Source organism: Kitasatospora sp. NPDC048194, from assembly GCF_043202455.1.
In the GTDB taxonomy this organism is placed as follows: Bacteria; Actinomycetota; Actinomycetes; order Streptomycetales; family Streptomycetaceae; genus Kitasatospora.
Window position 1 is genome coordinate 512,187 of sequence record NZ_JBIDAK010000001.1, and the last position, 19,903, is coordinate 532,089.

At 72.4% G+C, this 19,903-nt stretch carries 16 protein-coding genes and 1 pseudogene; 14 read left to right on the forward strand and 3 right to left on the reverse strand.

Annotation, left to right across the window (positions count from 1 at the left end):
- Positions 1-409: 409 nt before the first annotated feature.
- From ACGF07_RS02350 to ACGF07_RS02375, 6 genes are all read left to right on the forward strand, one after another.
- Positions 410-1,399 (forward strand): ABC transporter permease, encoded by a 990-nt coding sequence (locus ACGF07_RS02350; RefSeq protein WP_350743235.1) that lies wholly within the window; start codon positions 410-412, stop codon positions 1,397-1,399.
- Between the two features lie 54 nt (positions 1,400-1,453).
- Positions 1,454-3,229 carry an ABC transporter substrate-binding protein gene (locus ACGF07_RS02355; protein ID WP_350743233.1) on the forward strand — a complete coding sequence of 592 codons (1,776 nt, stop codon included), beginning with the start codon at positions 1,454-1,456 and terminating at the stop codon, positions 3,227-3,229.
- A 97-nt stretch (positions 3,230-3,326) separates the two neighbouring features.
- Positions 3,327-4,337 (forward strand): ABC transporter permease, encoded by a 1,011-nt coding sequence (locus tag ACGF07_RS02360; RefSeq protein WP_350743231.1) that lies wholly within the window; start codon positions 3,327-3,329, stop codon positions 4,335-4,337.
- On the forward strand, positions 4,334-5,404 hold the full coding sequence (locus ACGF07_RS02365) for an ABC transporter ATP-binding protein (protein WP_350743229.1): 1,071 nt from the start codon (positions 4,334-4,336) through the stop codon (positions 5,402-5,404). The genes ACGF07_RS02360 and ACGF07_RS02365 overlap by 4 nt, the downstream gene beginning before the upstream one ends.
- Positions 5,405-5,438: 34 nt before the next feature.
- Complete coding sequence (locus ACGF07_RS02370) at positions 5,439-6,485, forward strand: dipeptide ABC transporter ATP-binding protein (RefSeq protein ID WP_350743227.1); 1,047 nt, start codon at positions 5,439-5,441, stop codon at positions 6,483-6,485.
- A gap of 239 nt (positions 6,486-6,724) precedes the next feature.
- Entirely contained in the window at positions 6,725-7,384 is a 660-nt protein-coding gene (locus tag ACGF07_RS02375; RefSeq protein WP_350743225.1) for a trimeric intracellular cation channel family protein, read from the forward strand.
- Here the strand turns inward: ACGF07_RS02375 and ACGF07_RS02380 are convergent.
- Positions 7,290-8,066, reverse strand: a complete 777-nt coding sequence (locus ACGF07_RS02380; protein WP_392894649.1) for an IclR family transcriptional regulator — start codon at positions 8,064-8,066, stop codon at positions 7,290-7,292. The two genes, ACGF07_RS02375 and ACGF07_RS02380, sit on opposite strands and share 95 nt — an antisense overlap.
- Before the next feature lie 168 nt (positions 8,067-8,234).
- On the opposite strand from ACGF07_RS02380, the gene ACGF07_RS02385 reads away from it, so the two are divergent.
- The 3 genes from ACGF07_RS02385 (at position 8,235) to ACGF07_RS02395 (ending at position 11,462) form a co-directional block, all read left to right on the forward strand.
- Positions 8,235-9,416: a cysteine desulfurase family protein gene (locus ACGF07_RS02385; RefSeq protein ID WP_392894651.1), complete on the forward strand. Its 1,182-nt coding sequence runs from the start codon at positions 8,235-8,237 to the stop codon at positions 9,414-9,416.
- Positions 9,417-9,488: 72 nt separating this feature from the next.
- Positions 9,489-10,625 carry a tRNA 2-thiouridine(34) synthase MnmA gene (gene mnmA, locus ACGF07_RS02390; RefSeq protein ID WP_392894652.1) on the forward strand — a complete coding sequence of 379 codons (1,137 nt, stop codon included), beginning with the start codon at positions 9,489-9,491 and terminating at the stop codon, positions 10,623-10,625.
- Between the two features lie 279 nt (positions 10,626-10,904).
- Positions 10,905-11,462 (forward strand): Uma2 family endonuclease, encoded by a 558-nt coding sequence (locus tag ACGF07_RS02395; protein ID WP_392894654.1) that lies wholly within the window; start codon positions 10,905-10,907, stop codon positions 11,460-11,462.
- Positions 11,463-11,546: 84 nt separating this feature from the next.
- Here the strand turns inward: ACGF07_RS02395 and ACGF07_RS02400 are convergent, their stop codons facing one another.
- Together ACGF07_RS02400 and ACGF07_RS02405 are read right to left on the reverse strand one after the other, a co-directional pair.
- Positions 11,547-12,056 carry a hypothetical protein gene (locus tag ACGF07_RS02400; protein WP_392894656.1) on the reverse strand — a complete coding sequence of 170 codons (510 nt, stop codon included), beginning with the start codon at positions 12,054-12,056 and terminating at the stop codon, positions 11,547-11,549.
- On the reverse strand, positions 12,053-12,991 hold the full coding sequence (locus ACGF07_RS02405) for a class I SAM-dependent methyltransferase (protein ID WP_392894657.1): 939 nt from the start codon (positions 12,989-12,991) through the stop codon (positions 12,053-12,055). Before ACGF07_RS02405 ends, ACGF07_RS02400 begins: the two co-directional genes overlap by 4 nt.
- A gap of 66 nt (positions 12,992-13,057) precedes the next feature.
- On the opposite strand from ACGF07_RS02405, the gene ACGF07_RS02410 reads away from it, so the two are divergent.
- The 5 genes and pseudogenes from ACGF07_RS02410 to ACGF07_RS02430 form a co-directional block, all read left to right on the forward strand.
- Positions 13,058-13,582 carry a TIGR00730 family Rossman fold protein gene (locus tag ACGF07_RS02410; protein ID WP_350743215.1) on the forward strand — a complete coding sequence of 175 codons (525 nt, stop codon included), beginning with the start codon at positions 13,058-13,060 and terminating at the stop codon, positions 13,580-13,582.
- Between the two features lie 13 nt (positions 13,583-13,595).
- Positions 13,596-14,285: an SDR family oxidoreductase gene (locus tag ACGF07_RS02415; protein WP_350743213.1), complete on the forward strand. Its 690-nt coding sequence runs from the start codon at positions 13,596-13,598 to the stop codon at positions 14,283-14,285.
- Between the two features lie 35 nt (positions 14,286-14,320).
- Positions 14,321-15,331 (forward strand): methionine synthase, encoded by a 1,011-nt coding sequence (locus ACGF07_RS02420; RefSeq protein ID WP_392894659.1) that lies wholly within the window; start codon positions 14,321-14,323, stop codon positions 15,329-15,331.
- A 19-nt stretch (positions 15,332-15,350) separates the two neighbouring features.
- Positions 15,351-17,639 (forward strand): NAD-dependent DNA ligase LigA, encoded by a 2,289-nt coding sequence (gene ligA, locus ACGF07_RS02425; protein WP_392894661.1) that lies wholly within the window; start codon positions 15,351-15,353, stop codon positions 17,637-17,639.
- Between the two features lie 385 nt (positions 17,640-18,024).
- Positions 18,025-19,852 (forward strand): annotated as a pseudogene (locus ACGF07_RS02430) (putative bifunctional diguanylate cyclase/phosphodiesterase); the annotation flags it as partial.
- Between the last annotated feature and the right edge of the window lie 51 nt (positions 19,853-19,903).

Sequence of the window (19,903 nt, forward strand, 5' to 3'; positions counted from 1 at the left end):
CATCAGGTCGGCTTCGGTGCTTTCCGGACGAATTTCCCGTTCCCGAAGTCCGCCCATCTTGACATGGCTGTTACAGCCGTGTGAAGAGGGATATGCCGAAGACCGGGGAGGTGCATGCACGCAGATCACAGTTGGGCATCTGTCGCTTGTCAGGGCTGGCGCAAGCCAGTTCGCATGACAGAGAGTTCTGCGCAACGCATCGCGCGTACTGGAAACCCCACAAAGGTGAGCGCGCACGCCGACAGCTCGACCACGCGACGCCCATCCCGCGTGGTGGCAGTGCCTGTGCACGACGCACTGCCGCGCGCACCGCTCCTCCTAAGCACCTCCGCACGTCCGCAGCCGCACCGCCGAAGCCGGCGCCCGGCACCCGTGGGCCGGCCACCGTCGGCGAGGGGACCAACTGACCATGACCGCATCCGTGACCACCGCCGGGAACGAACCGGAGGCGCCAGCCACCGCGAGCCCGGCCAAGACGATCGAGGGCCGTTCCCTCGGTCGGATCGCCTGGACCCGCTTCAAGCGGGACAAGGCCGCCGTCGCCGGCGGCATCGTGGTGATCCTGCTGATCCTGCTCGCCGTGCTGTCCGGGCCGATCGAGGCCCTGTTCGGGCTCGACCCCGACCAGCCGAACACGGACCTGCTGGACGCCGACCTCGGCGGCCTGCCGCTCGGGGACTGGGGCGGGATGAGCGGGGACCACCTGCTCGGCATCGACCCCCTGCAGGGCCGCGACCTGCTCGCCCGCGTGGTCGACGGCTCGTGGGTCTCCCTGCTGGTCGCCTTCGGCGCGACCGTGCTGTCCAACACCCTCGGCACCGTGCTCGGCGTGATGGCCGGTTACTACGGCGGCTGGGTGGACACCCTGATCAGCCGGTTGATGGACGTCTTCCTGGCGTTCCCGCTGCTGCTCTTCGCCATCGCGATCTCCGCCTCGCTCCAGGGCGGCGCGTTCGGCCTGCACGGCCTCCCGCTGCACATCATGGTGCTGATCTTCGTGATCGGCTTCTTCAACTGGCCCTACATGGGCCGGATCGTGCGCGGACAGACCCTTTCGCTGCGCGAGCGGGAGTTCGTCCACGCCGCCCGCAGCCTCGGCGCCCGCGGCCCGTTCATCCTGTTCAAGGAGCTGCTGCCGAACCTGGTCGGCCCGATCCTGGTCTACTCGACCCTGCTGATCCCGACCAACATCCTCTTCGAGGCCGGCCTGAGCTTCCTCGGCGTCGGCATCCAGCCCCCGCAGTCCTCCTGGGGCGGCATGCTCGCCGACGCGAAGAACTACTACCAGGTGGACCCCCAGTACATGGTGGTCCCCGGCCTGGCGATCTTCATCACCGTGCTCGCGTTCAACCTGCTCGGCGACGGGCTGCGTGACGCCCTCGATCCCAAGAGCAACTGACCCAGCGTCAGGGCGCCTTTCCTCCTCCACATCCTCAAGGGGTTGATCTCACCCATGCGTAGGTCCCGTACCGTCGCGCTGACCGCCGCGGCCGCCGCCGTGGTCCTGGTCGTCACCGGCTGCTCGTCCAGCTCCAAGAGCGGCGACGCCAAGTCCTCCTCGGCAAGCTCCAACGACTCGAGCGGCGGCGCCGACGCGGCCACCAAGCAGATCGTCAACGCCTCGGACAAGAAGGGCGGGACGGTCACCTACGAGATGAAGGGCACCCCGGACTCCCTCGACCCGGGCAACACCTACTACGCGTACATCTACAACTTCTCGCGCCTGTACGGGCGTCCGCTGACCACCTTCAACCCGGCGGCCGGCGCGGACGGCAACAAGCTCGTCCCGGACCTCGCCGAGTCGCTGGGCCAGCCCAGCGCGGACGGCCTGACCTGGACCTACAAGCTGCGCGCGGGCCTGAAGTACGACGACGGCACCCCGATCACCTCCAAGGACGTCAAGTACGCCGTGGAGCGCTCGAACTTCGCGCCCGAGGTGAACTCGAACGGCCCGACCTACTTCCACGACCTGCTGGTCGACAACCCGACGCCGTACCAGGGCCCGTACAAGGACAAGACCGGCGACCTGAAGTCGATCGAGACGCCGGACGACACCACGATCGTCTTCCACCTCCAGCACCCCTTCGCCGACTTCGACTACCTGGTCAGCGCCCCGCAGACGGTGCCGGTCCCGCAGGCCAAGGACACCGGTGCCGACTACGTGAAGCACGTCGTGGCCTCGGGCGCCTACAAGTTCGAGTCCTACGAGGACGGCAAGCAGGCCGTCCTGGTGCCGAACACCAACTGGGACAAGAGCACCGACCCGATCCGCAAGCAGCTCGCGGACAAGATCGTGCTCAAGATGAACATCGACCAGGCCACCATCGACAAGGACCTGCTGGCCGGCAACGCCCAGGTCGACCTGGTCGGCGGCGGCGTCGACCCGCAGACCCAGGCGCAGATCCTGCGCGACCCGAAGCTCAAGGCCAAGACCGACAACGCCTACGGCGGCCGCCTGGTCTACATGGCGATCAACACCAAGGTCGCGCCGTTCGACAACGTCGACTGCCGCAAGGCCGTCCAGTACGCGATCGACAAGGTCGCCGTGCAGACCGCGCTCGGCGGCCCGATCCGCGGCCAGGTGGCCAACACCGTCCTTCCGCCGGACATCCCGGGCCACCAGGACTTCAACCTGTACGAGACCAAGGACAACAAGGGCGACCAGGCCAAGGCCAAGGACGCGCTGAAGGCCTGCGGCAAGGACGGCGGCTTCACCACCGTCCTGTCCGCCCGCACCGAGCGCGCCACCGAGGTCGCCGCGGCCACCCAGATCCAGGCCCAGCTGAAGAACATCGGCATCAACGTCGAGATCCAGCAGTACCCGCAGGGCAAGTACCTGACCGACTCGGCCGGTGCGCCGCAGTTCACCCAGGACCACAACATCGGTCTGATGATGATGCAGTGGGGCGCCGACTGGCCGACCGGCTACGGCTTCCTGCAGCAGATCGTCGACGGCCGGGCGATCAAGGCGTCCGGCAACAGCAACCTGGCCCAGCTGAACGACCCGGCCGTCAACAAGCTGCTCGACGACGCCGCGGTCAACCCGGACCGGGCCGCCCGCGAGAAGATCTACGGCGACATCGACAAGAAGGTCATGGAGTCCGCGGTCTACGTCCCGCTCACCGACTTCAAGGTCTTCCTGTACCGCCCGGACAGCGCCACCAACCTCGGGTCCAACCCGGCCTGGTCGGGGGAGTACGACTACCTGAACATCGGCACCACCAAGTAAGAGCCTGGCTCCGCATCCCTGAAGGCAGGTGAAGGCAGCGGCGCCCGCCGCCGTCCGGCAGACCCCGGACGGCGGCGGCCGCCGGAGCCGCCCAACTGTGTTTGCCTACATCATCCGCAGGATCCTCGCGGCCGCGGTGCTGCTGCTGGTCGTCAGCGCGGTCACCTTCGCGATCTTCTTCCTGCTCCCGCGCTTCGCCGGCGAGACCACCGACCAGCTGGCCGCGCAGTACATCGGGAAGAACCCGTCGCCCGAGGCGATCGCGGCGGTCAAACAGAACCTCGGCTTCGACCAGCCGCTGTACACCCAGTACTGGAACTTCCTCAAGGGCCTGGTCAGCGGCGCCGAGTACAAGTTCGGGCCGGAACCGGCCACCTGCCACGTGCCCTGCTTCGGCTACTCCTTCAAGAACCACCTGGAGGTCTGGCCGGAGATGACCAGCCGGATCCCGGTCACCATCTCGCTCGCCATCGGCGCGGCGGTGCTCTGGCTGGTCTCCGGCGTCACCACCGGCGTGATCTCCGCGCTCAAGCCGCGCTCGATCTTCGACCGGCTCTCCATGGGCGTCGCGCTGGCCGGCGTCTCGCTGCCGGTCTTCTTCACCGGCGCCCTGCTGCTGACGGTCTTCAGCTACGAGTGGCCGATCCTGGACAACCTCGAGTACGTCGACTTCACCTCCGACCCGCTGATGTGGGCCCGCAACCTGATCCTGCCGTGGATCTCGCTGGCCTTCCTCTACTCCGCGCTCTACGCCCGGCTCACCCGCGCCGGGATGCTGGAGACGATGAGCGAGGACTACATCCGCACCGCCCGGGCCAAGGGCCTGGTCGAGCGGAAGGTCGTCGTCAAGCACGGGCTGCGCTCCGCGCTCACCCCCATCGTCACCATCTTCGGCATGGACCTCGGGCTGCTGCTCGGCGGTGCGCTGATCACCGAGCAGGTCTTCTCGCTCAAGGGCGTCGGCCAGTTCGCCGTCCAGGCGATCTCCGACAACGACCTGCCCAAGGTCCTCGGCGTCACCCTGCTGGCCGCCTTCTTCATCGTCGTCTGCAACCTCGTGGTCGACCTCCTGTACGCCCTCGTCGACCCCCGCGTGAGGCTCTCGTGACCGAGCTCCAGAAGACCCCGGCGGACGCCGCGTCGCCCCCGTCGGGCGAGCCGTTCCTCTCCGTCCGCGACCTGAGGATCCACTTCGACACCGACGACGGCCTGGTCCGCTCGGTGGACGGCGTCAGCTTCGACGTGCACAAGGGGCGCACCCTGGGCATCGTCGGCGAGTCCGGCTCCGGCAAGTCCGTCACCTCGCTGGGCATCATGGGCCTGCACCGCTCCAAGCGGGCCCGGATCACCGGCGAGATCCGGCTGGGCGGCGAGGAGCTGATCGCCGCCGGACCGGACCGGGTGCGCCAACTGCGCGGCCGCGAGATGGCGATGATCTTCCAGGACCCGCTGACCGCGATGCACCCCTACTACACGGTCGGGCAGCAGATCGTCGAGGCGTACCGGGTGCACCACCCCCAGGCCTCCAAGAAGCAGGCCCGGACCCGCGCGATCGAGATGCTCGACCGGGTCGGCATCCCGCAGCCCGACCGCCGGGTGGACGACTACCCGCACCAGTTCTCCGGCGGCATGCGCCAGCGCGCGATGATCGCCATGGCCCTGGTCAACGACCCCTCGCTGCTGATCGCCGACGAGCCCACCACCGCCCTGGACGTCACCGTCCAGGCGCAGATCCTGGACCTCATCCGCGACCTCCAGGACGAGTTCGGGTCCGCCGTCATCATCATCACCCACGACCTCGGAGTGGTCGCCGAGCTGGCCGACGACATCCTGGTGATGTACGGCGGCAAGTGCGTCGAGCGCGGCCCGGCCGAGACCCTCTTCGACGCGCCCGAACACCCCTACACCTGGGGTCTGCTGGGATCGATGCCGCGCCTGGACCGGGAGCTGCAGGAGCGGCTCGTCCCGGTCCGGGGCACCCCGCCGAGCCTGATCAACGTGCCGTCCGGCTGCGCCTTCCACCCGCGCTGCCCGTACGCCCAGCTGACCGGCGGACGCTCCACCGACGAGGTCCCGGTGCTGGCCGAGGCCGCGCCCGGCCACTTCGCGGCCTGCCACCTGCCGGCCGACGAGCGGCACCGCATCTTCGCCGAAGAGATCGCGCCCCGGCTGTGAGCCCGGCCTCGTACCACCTTTCTGGAGAGAACCGATGACGGACACTCAGGCGGCCGCGATCCCCGCGCCTGCGCCTGCCCCCGAGCGCGAGCCGCTGCTGAAGGTGACCGGCCTGACCCGGCACTTCCCGATCCGCGGTGGACTGCTGCGGCGCCAGACCGGCGCGGTGCGGGCCGTCGACGGCATCGACTTCACGGTCAACGCCGGCGAGACGCTGGGCGTCGTCGGCGAGTCCGGCTGCGGCAAGTCCACCATGGGCCGGCTGGTCACCCGGCTCGACGAGCCCACCGGCGGGAAGATCGAGTTCGAGGGCACCGACATCACCCACCTGGGCGTCGGTGCGATGCGGCCGCTGCGCCGCGACATCCAGATGATCTTCCAGGACCCGTACTCCTCGCTGAACCCCCGGCACACCGTCGGCACCATCGTCAGCACGCCCTTCCGGCTCCAGGGCGTGGAGCCCGAAGGCGGGGTCAAGAAGGCCGTCCAGGACCTGCTGGAGCTGTGCGGGCTCAGCCCCGAGCACTACAACCGCTACCCGCACGAGTTCTCCGGCGGCCAGCGCCAGCGCATCGGCATCGCCCGGGCCCTCGCCCTGAGGCCCAAGATGATCGTCGCGGACGAGCCGGTCTCCGCGCTGGACGTGTCGATCCAGGCCCAGGTGGTCAACCTGCTGGACGACCTCCAGCAGGAGCTGGGCCTGACCTACCTGATCATCGCGCACGACCTCTCGGTGGTCCGGCACGTCTCCGACCGGGTGGCGGTGATGTACCTCGGCAAGATCGTGGAGATCGCCGACCGGGACTCGCTCTACCGCAGCCCGATGCACCCGTACACCAACGCCCTGATGTCGGCCGTCCCGGTACCGGACCCGCGCCGGCGCCAGCGGGCCGGCCGCGAGCGGATCCTGCTCAAGGGCGACGTGCCCTCGCCGATCAACCCGCCCAGCGGCTGCCGCTTCCGGACGCGCTGCTGGAAGGCCCAGGACGTGTGCGCCGCCCAGGAGCCGCCGCTGGCGGCGCTGAAGACGGGGCACCAGGTGGCGTGTCACTTCCCTGAGCGAAGCGAAGGGAACGACTAGCGCAGCCCCGGGCGGAGCGAGGGGAACGACTAGCGCAGTCCCGGGCGGAGCGAGGGGAACGACTAGCGCAGTCCCGGGCGGAGCGAGGGGAACGACTAGCTCAGCCCGGAGCGGAGCGAGGGGAACGACCAGCTCAGCCCGGAGCGACGACCATCGCAGCCCCGGGCGGAGCGAGGGGAACGGCCGGCTCCGCCCGACGCAGGCGGAGGGGAGGGTTCCGCACAGGTCATAGTTGTGTGGTGACCTCGCAGATCTTCCCCTCCGACGTGCAGCAGTCCCTCGACCTCGCCGGCATCTTCGTCTTCGCCCTCTCCGGCGGCCTGCTCGCCGTCCGCAAGAACATGGACATCTTCGGGATCTGCGTACTGGCGGAGGCCACGGCGCTCGGCGGCGGGGTGATCCGCGACCTGGTGATCGGGGCGACCCCGGTGGCCGCGTTCAGCAACTTCGGCTACTTCGTGACGCCGCTCGCGGCCGGCCTGGTGGTGTTCTTCCTGCACCCCCAGGTCGAGCGGATCAACCGCGCGGTGCAGACCCTGGACGCCCTCGGCCTCGGCCTGTTCTGCGTCACCGGCACCGCCAAGGCGCACGACTACGGGCTGGGCGCGGCCGCGGCCGTCGCACTCGGCATGGTGACCGCGGCCGGCGGCGGGGTGATCCGCGACGTGCTGGCCGGGGAGATCCCCTCCCTGCTGCGCTGGGACCGGGAGATCTACGCCGTCCCGGCCCTGGTCGGCGCCGCCCTGGTGGCCGTGCTGATCGGCGCCGACCGGCTCACCGGGGCCACCGGCACCGCCGCCGCGCTCACCGCCTTCGGGCTGCGGATGCTCGCCCTGAAGTACGGCTGGCGCGCCCCGCGGGCCTGGCACCGCAACGGTTCTCGCACCAGCGAGGAGTAGGCGAGCCGCCGCACGCGAGCGAGATCGCCTCGGCCGTGCAGAGCAGCTCCGGCACCATCCGGGCCAGCTCGGCCGGCCGCACCTGACTGGCCGGGGCGCTCAGCGCGCAGGCCGCGACCGTCCGCCCGCCGGTGCCCGCGACCGGCGCGGCCACGCAGGTCACCGGCTCCCGGTGCTCGGCGGACTCCGCCGCCCAGCCGCGCAGGCGCACCGCCGCGAGCTCGGGCGGCAGTTCCTCCTCGCGGGCGCCGTCCTCGGGCAGCCCGGCGAGCAGCACCCGGCCGACCGCCGTCCCGGTCACCGGCGCCCGGCGCCCGATCCGGGACGGCCGGGCCGCCCTCGGCCCGGCCACCTCGTCCAGGTAGAGCACCTCGCCGTCGTGCAGCACGGCCAGTTGGACGGTGTAGCCGCAGCGCGCGTTGAGCGCGGCCAGGTAGGGCGCGGCCACCTGCCGGACGTCGAAGTCCTCCAGTGCCCGGTCGGCCAGTGAGAGCACCCGGCCGCCGAGCCGGTAGCGCAGGTCCGGCTGGCGCCGGACGAAGCCGTGCTCCTCCAGCGTGCGCAGCAGCCGCAGCGCGGTGGACTTGTGCACTCCGAGGCTGCCCGCGGCCTGCTCCAGCGAGAGCGGTCCCTCGCCGAGAGAGCCGAGCAGGGTCAGCGCGCGGTCGACCGACTGCGACATGACGCCCCCTGGAAACTCGCTCGAGAAGTGGCCGTCAGGCTAACCGCTGGGTGGCGCAGTGGTACAAACCAGTACCGGACTCCGCCGTCCGGCCGGGGCGAGCCCGGTGGCCGGATCGGTGCACCGAGCCGGGGCCCCGACCGGATCGCCCTCTACAATCGGATGGTTATGCCATACCTGGACCATGCGGCGACCACGCCGATGCTGCCCGAGGCGATCGCCGCGATGACGGCGCACCTGGGGGTGGTCGGCAACGCCTCGTCCCTGCACGCGGCCGGCCGCCGGGCCCGCCGGGTGGTCGAGGAGGCCCGCGAGTCGCTGGCCGAGTCGCTGGGCGCCCGTCCGAGCGAGATCGTGCTCACCGGCGGTGGCACCGAGTCCGACAACCTGGCGGTCAAGGGCCTGTACTGGGCCCGCCGGGACGCCGACCCGGCCTGCATTCGGGTGCTGTGCAGCCCGGTCGAGCACCACGCGGTGCTGGACGCGGTGCACTGGCTCTCGGAGCACGAGGGCGCGTCGGTCGAGTACCTCCCGGTGGACGGGCACGGCCGGGTGCACCCCGCGGAGCTCCGCGCGGCGATCGAGCGCGATCCGGCGTCCGTGGCCCTGGTCACCGTGATGTGGGCCAACAACGAGGTCGGCACCGTCCAGCCGGTGCCCGAACTCGCCGCCGTGGCCGCCGAGTACGGCATCCCGATGCACGCCGACGCGGTGCAGGCGCTCGGTCAGGTCCCGGTCTCCTTCGCGGAGTCGGGGCTCACCGCGCTCACCGTCACCGGGCACAAGATCGGCGGACCGTTCGGCATCGGCGCGCTGCTGCTCTCCCGCGGCGCCGCGCCCGTCCCGCTGCTGCACGGCGGCGGCCAGGAGCGCGACGTGCGCTCCGGCACCCTGGACGCCCCCGCCGCCGCCGGCTTCGCGGCCGCCGCGGCGCTCGCCGTGGACCGGCGGGAGGAGCACGCGGCGGTGCTCGGCGGGCTGCGCGACGAGCTGGTGGCCTCCGTCCTGGCGGCCGTCCCGGACGCGGTGCTCAACGGCGACCCGTCGCCGGCGGGCAGGCTGCCCGCCAACGCCCACTTCTCCTTCCCCGGCTGCGAGGGCGACGCCCTGCTGATGCTGCTGGACGCCCAGGGCATCGAGTGCTCCACCGGCTCGGCCTGCTCGGCCGGCGTGCCCCAGCCCAGCCACGTGCTGCTCGCGATGGGCGTGGACCCGCTGCTGGCCCGCGCCTCGCTGCGGTTCTCGCTCGGGCACACCTCGGTGCGGGAGGACGTCGCGGCGCTGGCGGCGGCGATCGGGCCGGCGGTGCAGCGGGCCCGCAACGCGGGGCTGGCGACCGTACGGCGGTAGCGGCGGGGGTGCGGCCGTGGAGCCCGTCCGGCGGGAGGGCATGTCCGGCGGCCCCGTACGCTTGTAGTCACCATGACTGACTTCCCGGGTGCCCCGACCACTCCCTCCACCGGCCGCCTGCGCGTGCTCGCGGCGATGTCCGGCGGAGTCGACTCCGCCGTCGCCGCCGCCCGCGCCGTGGAAGCGGGCCACGAGGTGACCGGCGTCCACCTGGCGCTGTCCGCGAACCCCCAGTCCTTCCGCACCGGCGCGCGCGGCTGCTGCACCATCGAGGACTCCCGGGACGCCTGGCGCGCCGCCGACGTGATCGGCATCCCCTTCTACGTCTGGGACCTCGCCGAGCGGTTCCGCGAGGACGTGATCGACGACTTCGTCGCCGAGTACGCGGCCGGGCGCACGCCCAACCCGTGCCTGCGCTGCAACGAGAAGATCAAGTTCGCCGCGCTGCTCGACAAGGCGGTCGCCCTCGGCTTCGACGCCGTCTGCACCGGCCACTACGCCCGGATCGTCGACCTGCCGTCCGGGGAGCGGGAGCTGCACCGGGCCGTGGACGCCGCCAAGGACCAGTCGTACGTCCTCGGCGTGCTCGACGCCGACCAGCTGGCCCACTCGCTCTTCCCGCTCGGTGACACCACCAAGGAGGAGATCCGCGCGGAGGCCGAGCGCCGGGGCCTCGCCGTCGCCAAGAAGCCGGACAGCCACGACATCTGCTTCATCGCCGACGGCGACACCCAGGGCTTCCTCGCGAAGCACCTCGGCACCGCGACCGGCGACATCCTCGACGTGGACGGCACGAAGCTCGGCGAGCACGACGGCGCGTACGGCTTCACCATCGGCCAGCGCAAGGGCCTGCGGATCGGCCGCCCGGCGGCCGACGGCAAGCCGCGCTACGTGCTCGACATCTCCCCGGTGAACAACACGGTGACGGTCGGCCCCGTCGAGGGCCTCGACGTCACCGCGCTCACCGCCATCCGCCCCCGCTGGTGCGGCACCGAGCCCCTCGCCGAGGGCCGCTACACCGCCCAGCTGCGCGCCCACGGCGAGGAGGTGCCCGTCTCCGCGTCCGTCGTGGACGGCGAACTGCGGGTCCGGCTGGACACCCCGGTCCGGGGCATCGCTCCCGGCCAGGCGGTGGTGCTCTACGACGGCACCCGGGTCGTCGGCTCCGCCACGATCGCCACGACGGAGCGCCCGGCCGTCAACGCCTGAGCGAACGCGGAACCGGGCCCGGCGGCCTCCGCGAGGTTCGCGCACGGCTCAACCGGCCGAAGTCCCCGACCGCACGGCAGAGGTCCGCGCCGTGCGTCTGTCGGACGCGCTCCGGGACGCCACGGCACCGAGCATCCGACACCGCACGACGGTCGACGTCTGCTCGGCCGGATGACGCGGCCCAGGGGCGCGGGTGAGGTCGGTCATAGTGGTGGAACCGTGTGGGGTCGACCCCGCCTCACGGCCGACGACAGCCCTGGACGCCATCCGGAGGGATGCATGACCTTCTACGAGCAGCACCGCGACTTCATCGAGGAGCTGGAGCGGATCGCCCCGGACGGAGTCCGGATCGAGTGGTCCGGAGACACGCTGATCATGCAGGCGTCGCCGTCCAACATCCACCAGCTCAACGTGGCCCAGGTGCGCCGGCAGTTCGAGCAGCACGCTCCGGACGGCTACCTTCCCAGCGAGCGGAGCGAGATCGTCAGCCCGGACGTCACCAAGGGGCGCGAGCCGGATCTGACGTACCTCCCGTTGGAAGCTCTCTCCCAGCCCGGCAACAAGGCCCCCGCCGAGGAAGCCCTGATCGCCGTGGAGGTCGTCTCGCCGTCCAATCCGGGCAACGACTGGATGGACAAGCTGCGCGACTACGCCGTGATGCGGATCCCGCTGTACCTCATCGTGGATCCGCGTCAGCAGACGGTGGCGCTCTTCTCCGAGCCGGACCGGGACCGGTATCACACCCGCAGCGACCGGAAGTTCGGTGACACGATCACCATTCCGGCGCCCTTCGGCTTCGGCCTGGACCTGTCGAAGCTGGTGCCGTACCCGGACTGACGGCGGGTGGACGACGGGAGCCGGGAGCCGCCGGTCGGGAGTCTCCCGGCGTGCGCGGTAGCGGGCCGCCGTGCGAGCGGGCCTTTACTGCACCGTGCGGTACCAGCGGCGGTGCACCAGGGGTTCGACGCCGAGGACCGCCGCGCCCGCGACGGCGCCCACCACGAGCGACGGCACGCCGCCGTTGCGGAGGGCGCCGGCGCAGGCGGCGGCGACGGCGAGCGGGCGCAGCAGGGTGAGCGGGCCGAGGCCGACGACCATCGCGAGGGTGGCGGCGCGGAACGGCAGGGTGAGGTAGGCGGCGAGGGAGAGCAGGACGACGGCCGCGTAGACGGCGAGCGGGAGCAGGTAGCCCCAGCCGCCGGCGGTCAGGGCGGCGTACGCCCGCGCCCGGTCGGCGGCCGTCAGCAGCAGGAGGACGGCCGCCAGCGCCGGCGCGAGCAGCAGGACGGCCCCCACGGCCAGTCCGCGCCCGGCGGAGCGGAGGTTGCGCCGGCGCTTGCGGATGCGGGCGTCGCGTCCGGCGTAGGCGCGGAAGCCGCTGAACGCCGCGTCGACCAGGCCCAGCAGCAGCAGCGGCGCAGCGGGCGTCATCGGGCGGCCTCGCCCAGGTGTTCCGGTCCGACGAGCCGGCGCGAGGCCCGCCGCCCCAGCGCCTCCCGCAGCGAGGCCTCCAGCCACGGCCGTACCCCGAGGACCGGCCGCAGCGTGGTGCAGAAGGGGTTGGACAGCCCGCGCGGCTCGTACACCAGCGCCCGCATCCCGGGCACCGACGCGGCCCGCAGCAGCACCTCGTCGGGGTGCGCCCGCCGGGCGGAGGCGACGCCGTCGTGGCGGCCCAGCGGGTGGCGCATCCGGGCGCGGTGGAAGACCCACGCGCCGACGGGCGCGAGGCCGGTCGCGGCGAGGTCGAGGTGGCAGAACGCGAGGGCCGGGGAGGCGGCCTGGGCCTCGAAGAACCCGGCCAGCGCGTCGGCGCCGAAGTGGTGCAGGACGCCGGTGGACACGTAGACGGTCGCGGCCTCCGGCAGGTCGAAGGCGTTCCCGTGGACGAAGCGGCAGTCGAGTCGCTCGGCGCGGGCGAGGCGGTCCGCCTCGCCGACCAGTGCGGCGTTGAGGTCGACGCCGACGAGTTCGACGTCGGGGCCGAGGGCGCCGGTGGCGGCCAGCCGGCGGACGAGGTAGCCGAGGCCGCAGCCGACGTCGACCAGGCGGTACGGGCCGGACCGCCCACCGGCCGCGCGGATCGCGGTGAACAGCGGGCCGAGCAGGTGGACCAGCCGGGTGCCGATGCTCAGCTCCTCGCTGAGCCGCTGGAGTTCGGTGTGCACGCTGACGAGCAGGCGGTCCACGGCGTCGGGGTCGAGCACGCCGTCCCGGTCGGCGGGCAGCCCGGCGACGATCCGGGCGGCGCGTTCGTCGCCGTTCTCGCGCAGCCGCCGCAGGACCTCCGCGCGCCGGACCGGGAGCCGGCGGCCGTCGGCCGGGTCCACGGCGGTGATCAGGTCGGATATCTCGAGAGGTCGCACGCCGAGCACCTTAGGGGGTGGCACCGGGGAGCGGTGGCGGGCGGACGTGATAGACCGGTCGGCACTATGAACATCTGCGTCTTCTGTTCCGCGTACTCGCTCGACGACCGCTACTCCGCCCCGGCCGCCGAGTTCGCCCGGCTGCTGGGCGAGGGCGGCCACACCCTGGTCTGGGGCGGCTCGAACGCCGGGCTGATGGGCCTGCTCGCCGACGAGGTGAGGGCGGCGGGCGGCAAGCTGGTCGGCATCATGGTCGAGATGCTGAAGCACAAGGGCTACGTCGGCGCCGACGAGCTCTTCATGGCCCTCGACCTGGCCGAGCGGAAGGCCGAGCTGGCAGCCCGCGCGGACGCGATCGTCGTGCTGGTGGGCGGCCTCGGCACCCTGGACGAGGTCACCGAGGTGCTGGAGCTCAAGAAGCACGGGATGTTCGAGAAGCCGGTGGTCGTCCTCGACACCGAGGGCTTCTACACCGGCCTGCGGACCCAGCTGGAGCGGATGGACGCCGAGGGGTTCCTGCCGCGGCCGCTCACCGAACTGGTCACCTTCGCCGACACGCCCGCCGAGGTGTTCGAGCAGCTCAAGGCCTGAGAGGATCGGGGCCATGGCTGCACATCTGATCACCGGCGCCGGCTCGGGCATCGGCGCCGTCCTGGCCGGGCTGCTCGCCGAACGCGGGGACGAGCTCTGGCTGCTGGCCCGCGACGCCCGCCGCGCCGCGGAGCTGCGGGAGCGGTTCCCCGGTGCCCGCACCCTGGTCGGCGACCTCGGCGACCCCGGCAGGCTCTCCTGGGCCCTCGGGCACCAGCAACCGCCCGTCCGGCTGGACTCGCTGCTGCACGTCGCGGGCGTCGTCGAGCTGGGCACGGTCGGCGACCTCTCGGTCAAGGCGTGGCAGGAGACGCTCGCCGTCAACCTCACCGCGCCCGCCGAACTGACCCGGCTGCTGCTGCCCTCGCTCAGGCTCGCCAAGGGGCACGTCGTCTTCGTGAACTCCGGCGCCGGCCTCACCGCCCACGCCGAGTGGTCGGCGTACGCGGCCAGCAAGCACGGCCTCAAGGCGCTGGCCGACGCGCTGCGCCAGGAGGAGCACGCGAACGGCGTGCGGGTCACCTCGGTGTACCCGGGCCGCACCGCCACCGCGATGCAGGTCAAGGTGCACCAGCAGGAGGGCAGGGAGTACGACGCCGCCCGGTGGATCGAGCCGGAGTCCGTCGCCAGGGCGGTCCTCGCCGCCCTGGACGCCTCCCGGGACGCCGAGATCACCGACCTCACCGTCCGCCCCGGGCACTGACCGACCGGCGCGCGCCGCGCACTAGGCTCGGACGGGTGAGTACCGGACACCCCTTCCCCGACCTGCGCGGCGCCGCCACCGGCGTCGGCTCGCTGCCCGGCACCGACGCCCGGGAGGCCGCCAGGACCTCCACCGGGGCGCTGGAGCTGCTGCCGTTCCTGCCCGAACTCCCCGCGCGCGGCCCCGGCGCCGACATGATCGGCCGCAGCGCCGGGCTGCTGGTCGAGCTGTTCGCCCAGACCGAGCCGTCCGGCTGGCGGTTCACCGACCGCCCCGGCCGGGACACCCGGCGCGCCCGCTCCTGGCTCGGCGAGGACCTGGACGCCCTGGAGGAGTTCACCCAGGGCTACCGGGGCGCGCTCAAGGTGCAGGCCGTCGGGCCGTGGACGCTGGCGGCGGCCGTCGAGCTCAAGCACGGGGAGAAGGCGCTCTCCGACCACGGCGCCTGCCGGGACATCGCCGACTCGCTCACCGAGGGCATGCGCCGCCACCTGGCCGAGGTCCGCAAGCGCGTCCCCGGCGCGGAGGTCGTCCTGCAGCTGGACGAGCCCTCGCTGCCCGCCGTCCTCGCGGGCCGGGTGCGGACCGCGAGCGGCTTCCAGCGGCTGCGCGCCGTGGACCGGCAGGTCGCCGAGGAGGTGCTGCGGGAGCTGATCCGCGGCCTGGACGCGCCCGTGGTGGTGCACAGCTGCGCCCCGGACGTGCCCGTCCCGCTGCTGCGCCGGGCCGGAGCCGCCGGCATCTCGCTGGACCTCTCGCTGCTCACCGAGCGCCAGGACGACGACCTCGGCGAGGCGGTCGAGGGCGGCACGGTGATCCTCGCCGGTGTCGTCCCCGCCACTGACCAGGAGGTGTCGGACCCGGCCGGTAGTGTCCAGGGTGTCAGGATCTTGTGGCGCAGGCTCGGGTTCGCCCCGGAGCTGCTGGGCCGCCGCGTGCTGGTGACGCCGACCTGCGGGCTCGCCGGGGCCTCCCCGGCGTACGCGCGCAAGGCGCTGTCGCTGGCGGCGAAGGCGGCACGGAGCCTGGTGGACGACCCGGAATGAGAGCGTAGGAGGGCTTGCGGTGACGGCTGTCGAGGGCTGGGAGGACATCCCGGCGGAGGTGCGCAGGCGGCACGCCGAGCTGGCGCAGGAGATCACCGACCACCGGGCCCGGTACTACGAGCAGGACGCGCCGGTCATCAGCGACGCGGAGTTCGACGCCCTGATGCGCGAGCTGGAGGCGCTCGAGGCCGAGCACCCGGCCCTGGTCACCCCCGACTCGCCCAGCCAGAAGGTCGGCGGCGCCGCCACCGGGCTGTTCGCCGAGGTGGAGCACCGGGAGCGGCTGCTCAGCCTCGACAACGCGATGGACGACGACGAACTCGCCGCCTGGGCCGAGCGGGTCGCCACCGAGCTGCACGGCATCGACTACCACTACCTGTGCGAGCTCAAGGTGGACGGCCTGGCCGTCAACCTCACCTACGAGAACGGCCAGTTGGTCCAGGCGGCGACGCGCGGCGACGGCCGGGTCGGCGAGGACATCACCGCCAACATCCGCACCATCAAGGAGATCCCGCACCGGCTCAAGGGCGACAACATCCCCGAGCTGGTCGAGATCCGCGGCGAGGTCTACTTCCCGACGGAGGCCTTCGAAGCGCTCAACGCCTCGTTCGTGGCGGAGAACGAGCGCCGCCGCCAGGAGAACGAGCAGCGGGCCGCGGAGGGCAAGCGGCCCCGGGCGATGATCCGGCTGTTCATGAACCCGCGCAACGCCGCCGCCGGTTCGCTGCGCCAGAAGGACCCGCACGTCACCGCCTCCCGTCCGCTGCACATGGTGGTGCACGGCATCGGGGCCCGGGTGGGCTTCGACATCGACTGCCAGTCCCACGCGTACCGGCTGCTGCACGACTGGGGCCTGCCGACGGCCCGGCACAACAAGGTGGTCGGGACGCTCGACGAGGTGCGGGCCTTCATCAAGCACTTCGGCGAGCAGCGGCACTCCGTCGAGCACGAGATCGACGGTGTCGTGGTCAAGGTGGACGAGATCGCCCTGCAGGGCCGGCTGGGCACCACCTCCAAGTCGCCGCGCTGGGCGATCGCCTGGAAGTACCCGCCGGAGGAGGTCACCGGCAAGCTGGCCGAGATCAAGGTCGGCATCGGCCGCACCGGCCGGGCCACGCCGTACGCGGTGCTGGCCGAGCCGGTGAAGGTGGCCGGCTCGATGGTGCAGTACGCGACGCTGCACAACCAGGAGGTCGTCAAGGCCAAGGGGGTGCTGCTCGGCGACACCGTGGTGCTGCGCAAGGCCGGTGACGTGATCCCGGAGATCCTCGGCCCGGTGGAGGACCTGCGGGACGGCAGCGAGCAGGCGTTCGTGATGCCCTCGCACTGCCCGGAGTGCGGCAGCGAGCTGCGCCCGATGGCCGAGGGGGACATCGACCTGCGCTGCCCGAACGCGCAGCACTGCCCGGCCCAGATCCGGGAGCGGATCGCCTTCCTCGGCGGCCGGTCCTGCCTGGACATCGAGGGCCTCGGGTACGTCGCGGCCACCGCGCTGACCCAGCCGCTGCCGCCGGTGGAGCCGCCGGTGCGCAACGAGGGCGACATCTTCGGGCTGACGGAGGAGCAGCTGCTGCCGATCAAGGTGCTGGTGCGCGACCAGAAGACCGGCATGCCGAAGCTGGACGACGTCACCGGCGAGGAGAAGGAGGTGTTCTTCTTCGCCACCACCACGGGGGCGGCGAAGAAGAACACCGGAGTCCTGCTGGAGAACCTCGCCAACGCCAAGGAGCGCCCGCTGTGGCGCTACCTCAACGGGCTGTCCATCCGGCACGTCGGCCCGGTGGCCGCCCAGGTGCTGGCCCGGGAGTTCCGCGACCTGGACCGGATCTTCTCGGCCACCGAGGAGGAGCTGGCCGCCGCCGAGGGCGTCGGCCCGACCATCGCCCGCTCGATCGCGGAGTGGTACCAGGTCGACTGGCACCGGGAGATCCTGGAGAAGTGGCGGGCCGCCGGTGTCCGCTTCACCGAGGAGTTCGCGGACGAGGAGGGGGCGGAGCGCCCGCTGGAGGGCCTCACCGTCGTGGTGACCGGCACGCTGGCCGGGCACACCCGGGACGGCGCCAAGGAGGCGCTGACCTCGCGCGGAGCGAAGGTGACCGGTTCGGTTTCGAAGAAGACCGACTTCGTGGTCGCCGGTGACAACCCAGGGTCCAAGTACGACAAGGCCGTTCAGCTGGGGCTGCCGATCCTGGACGACGCCGGCTTCGCCGTGCTGCTCTCCGACGGACCGTCGGCCGCCCGGGCCCACCTGGGTCTTCCGGAGCCCGAGCGGGCCGCCGAGCCCCAGGAGGCGCCCGCCGAGGGCTGATGCGGGGCCGCCCCGAGCAACCGGTCTCCCGGACCGTGTTGTTATCGTCCTGATGCTGCGTCATCGGGTGCCGTTCAGTGAAAGCGGGCATTGTGTCACTGTGCGGCTCCCGGGAGCGGTAACGCGTTTCCGGTTGTCCGAAAGTCTGCCCACCGGGTGGACCCCGGCATACCCTGGAGCGCAACAGAGTGTCAGCAGGGGTGGGGGCACCGGCTGAGCCGGGGCTCCTCGGGGTCGCTCCATGCCCGACAGCTGTCGGTACCGGCACGGTGCCTCACCGTAAGGCGGCCTGACGGGGCGGGCCCGACGGAGGACAGGGCTTATGGATCGTACGACCGGTGGCGCGCCCACACGCCCGCCGCAGGGGGTGGCGGGTGCGGTCCTGCTGCTCGGCGTGCTGCTGGCCGGTGCGGCGCCGCTCATCCCGCTGGCCGTCCTGGTCTACCGGTACGAACCCGAGCTGCTGCCGCTGTTCGCGGTGCCGCTGGCGGTGCTGGTGGCCGCCTGGCGGATCGCCCGGGACCGCGCCCGCGACCAGCTGACGGACCCCCTGACGGACCTGCCCAACCGTCAGGCCCTGCTGCTGGCCGCGCAGGAGGCGATCGTCGAACGGGAGGACGGCTACAGCGTCGGTCTCATCCTGCTCGATCTCGATCGGTTCCGGTCGCTCAACGACACACTGGGACATACGGCCGGCGACCGGCTGCTGGTTCACATCGCCCGCCGGCTCCACCGCGCGCTGCGCTCCGGCGGCACCGCCGGCGCCACCCGGGAGTCCATCGACGACGTCTTCGTCGGCCTGCCCCGGCACTACCGGCGCGGCCGCCCGCTGGTGGCCCGGATGGGCGGCGACGAGTTCGCCGTCCTGCTGCCCGGCATCAACTGCCCGGACAGCCTGGAGCGCGTCGCCAAGGCGCTGATCGCCGAACTCGCCGCGCCGATCCGCCTGGACGGCCTGCTGCTCGTGCTGGAGGCGAGCGCCGGCGTCTGCGTCTACCCCCAGGACGCCCAGGACGCCGAGTCGCTGCTGCGCCGCGCCGACGTGGCGATGGGCCACGCCCAGCGGGAGTGCAGCGGCGTCGCCCAGTACGACGAGACCCAGGACGCCGACACCCCGTACCGGATCGGCCTGCTCGGGGACCTGCGCCGGGCCCTGGAGACCGGCGAGGTGCAGCTGCACTACCAGCCGAAGGTGGCCTTCGACGGCCGGGTGGTCGGCCTGGAGGCGCTGCTGCGCTGGGAGCGCCCCGGGCAGGGGAGGGTCTCACCGGACGAGTTCGTCGGGCTCGCCGAGTCCAGCGGCCTGATGCCCCGGCTCACCGACTACGTGCTGGAGGCCGCCGTCGGCCAGCTCGCCTACTGGCGCGACCAGGGGCTGCAGGTGCAGGTCGCGGTCAACGTCTCGCCGCGCGACGTGCTCAACCCCGGCTTCGCCCAGCGCGTCGCCGGGCACCTCGTCCGCCACCAGGTGCCGGCCCACGCGCTCCAGCTGGAGATCACCGAGCGGCTGCTGCTCGACGACTCCCGGCGCGCCGCCGACACCCTGGCCGAGCTGCGCGGCTACGGCGTCGGCATGTCCCTGGACGACTTCGGCACCGGCCACTCCTCGCTGGTGCGGCTGCGCAGCCTGCCGGTCGGCGAGCTGAAGATCGACCGCTCCTTCGTCTCCCGGATGGTCGCCGACGACCACGACGCGGCGGTGGTCCGCTGCTCGGTGGAGCTCGCCCACTCGCTGGGCCTGACCGTGGTCGCCGAGGGCGTCGAGGACGACGAGACCTGGGAGCGGCTGCACCGCATGGGCGTGGACGCCGTCCAGGGCTGGCTGGTGTCGGCGGCGCTGCCGGCCGAGCAGGCCACCGCCTGGCTGCGGGTGCACCGCACCACCTCGGCCCCGCCGGTGGAGCGCCTCGGCGCCCCGCCGCAGCTCCCGTCGGTCATCAAGCCGGTCGCCCAGCCGCTGGCCCAGCCCGCCGCCCAGCCCGCCACGCTGCCCCCGGTGCTGCCGCCGACGCTCCCGCCCGCGCTCCCGCCGAGCCTGCGGGCCGTGCCGTGCAGCCAGCCGCTGCAGGCCGCGCAGCTGGAGGTCAACGCGCCCGGCGGCCCGGACTGGGCCCGCACCAGGCCCCAGTAGCGGCCCCCCGGGAGGCCGCGGTGCCCGGGGTGACCGGGGCCCGGGATCACTCGTTGGCCGGTGGCCGGGCCGGGCCCCATAGGATGGGGTCCAAAGACCATGAGGACGGAGCGCCGAACCGGCTGCTCCTGCC

Coding starts and splice junctions, on each gene's coding strand:
- ACGF07_RS02350 (WP_350743235.1), top strand. CDS start 410: ATGACCGCATCCGTGACCACCGCCGGGAACGAACCGGAGGCGCCAGCC.
- ACGF07_RS02355 (WP_350743233.1), top strand. CDS start 1,454: ATGCGTAGGTCCCGTACCGTCGCGCTGACCGCCGCGGCCGCCGCCGTG.
- ACGF07_RS02370 (WP_350743227.1), top strand. CDS start 5,439: ATGACGGACACTCAGGCGGCCGCGATCCCCGCGCCTGCGCCTGCCCCC.
- ACGF07_RS02380 (WP_392894649.1), bottom strand. CDS start 8,066: ATGTCGCAGTCGGTCGACCGCGCGCTGACCCTGCTCGGCTCTCTCGGC.
- ACGF07_RS02385 (WP_392894651.1), top strand. CDS start 8,235: ATGCCATACCTGGACCATGCGGCGACCACGCCGATGCTGCCCGAGGCG.
- mnmA (WP_392894652.1), top strand. CDS start 9,489: ATGACTGACTTCCCGGGTGCCCCGACCACTCCCTCCACCGGCCGCCTG.
- ACGF07_RS02395 (WP_392894654.1), top strand. CDS start 10,905: ATGACCTTCTACGAGCAGCACCGCGACTTCATCGAGGAGCTGGAGCGG.
- ACGF07_RS02400 (WP_392894656.1), bottom strand. CDS start 12,056: ATGACGCCCGCTGCGCCGCTGCTGCTGCTGGGCCTGGTCGACGCGGCG.
- ACGF07_RS02410 (WP_350743215.1), top strand. CDS start 13,058: ATGAACATCTGCGTCTTCTGTTCCGCGTACTCGCTCGACGACCGCTAC.
- ACGF07_RS02415 (WP_350743213.1), top strand. CDS start 13,596: ATGGCTGCACATCTGATCACCGGCGCCGGCTCGGGCATCGGCGCCGTC.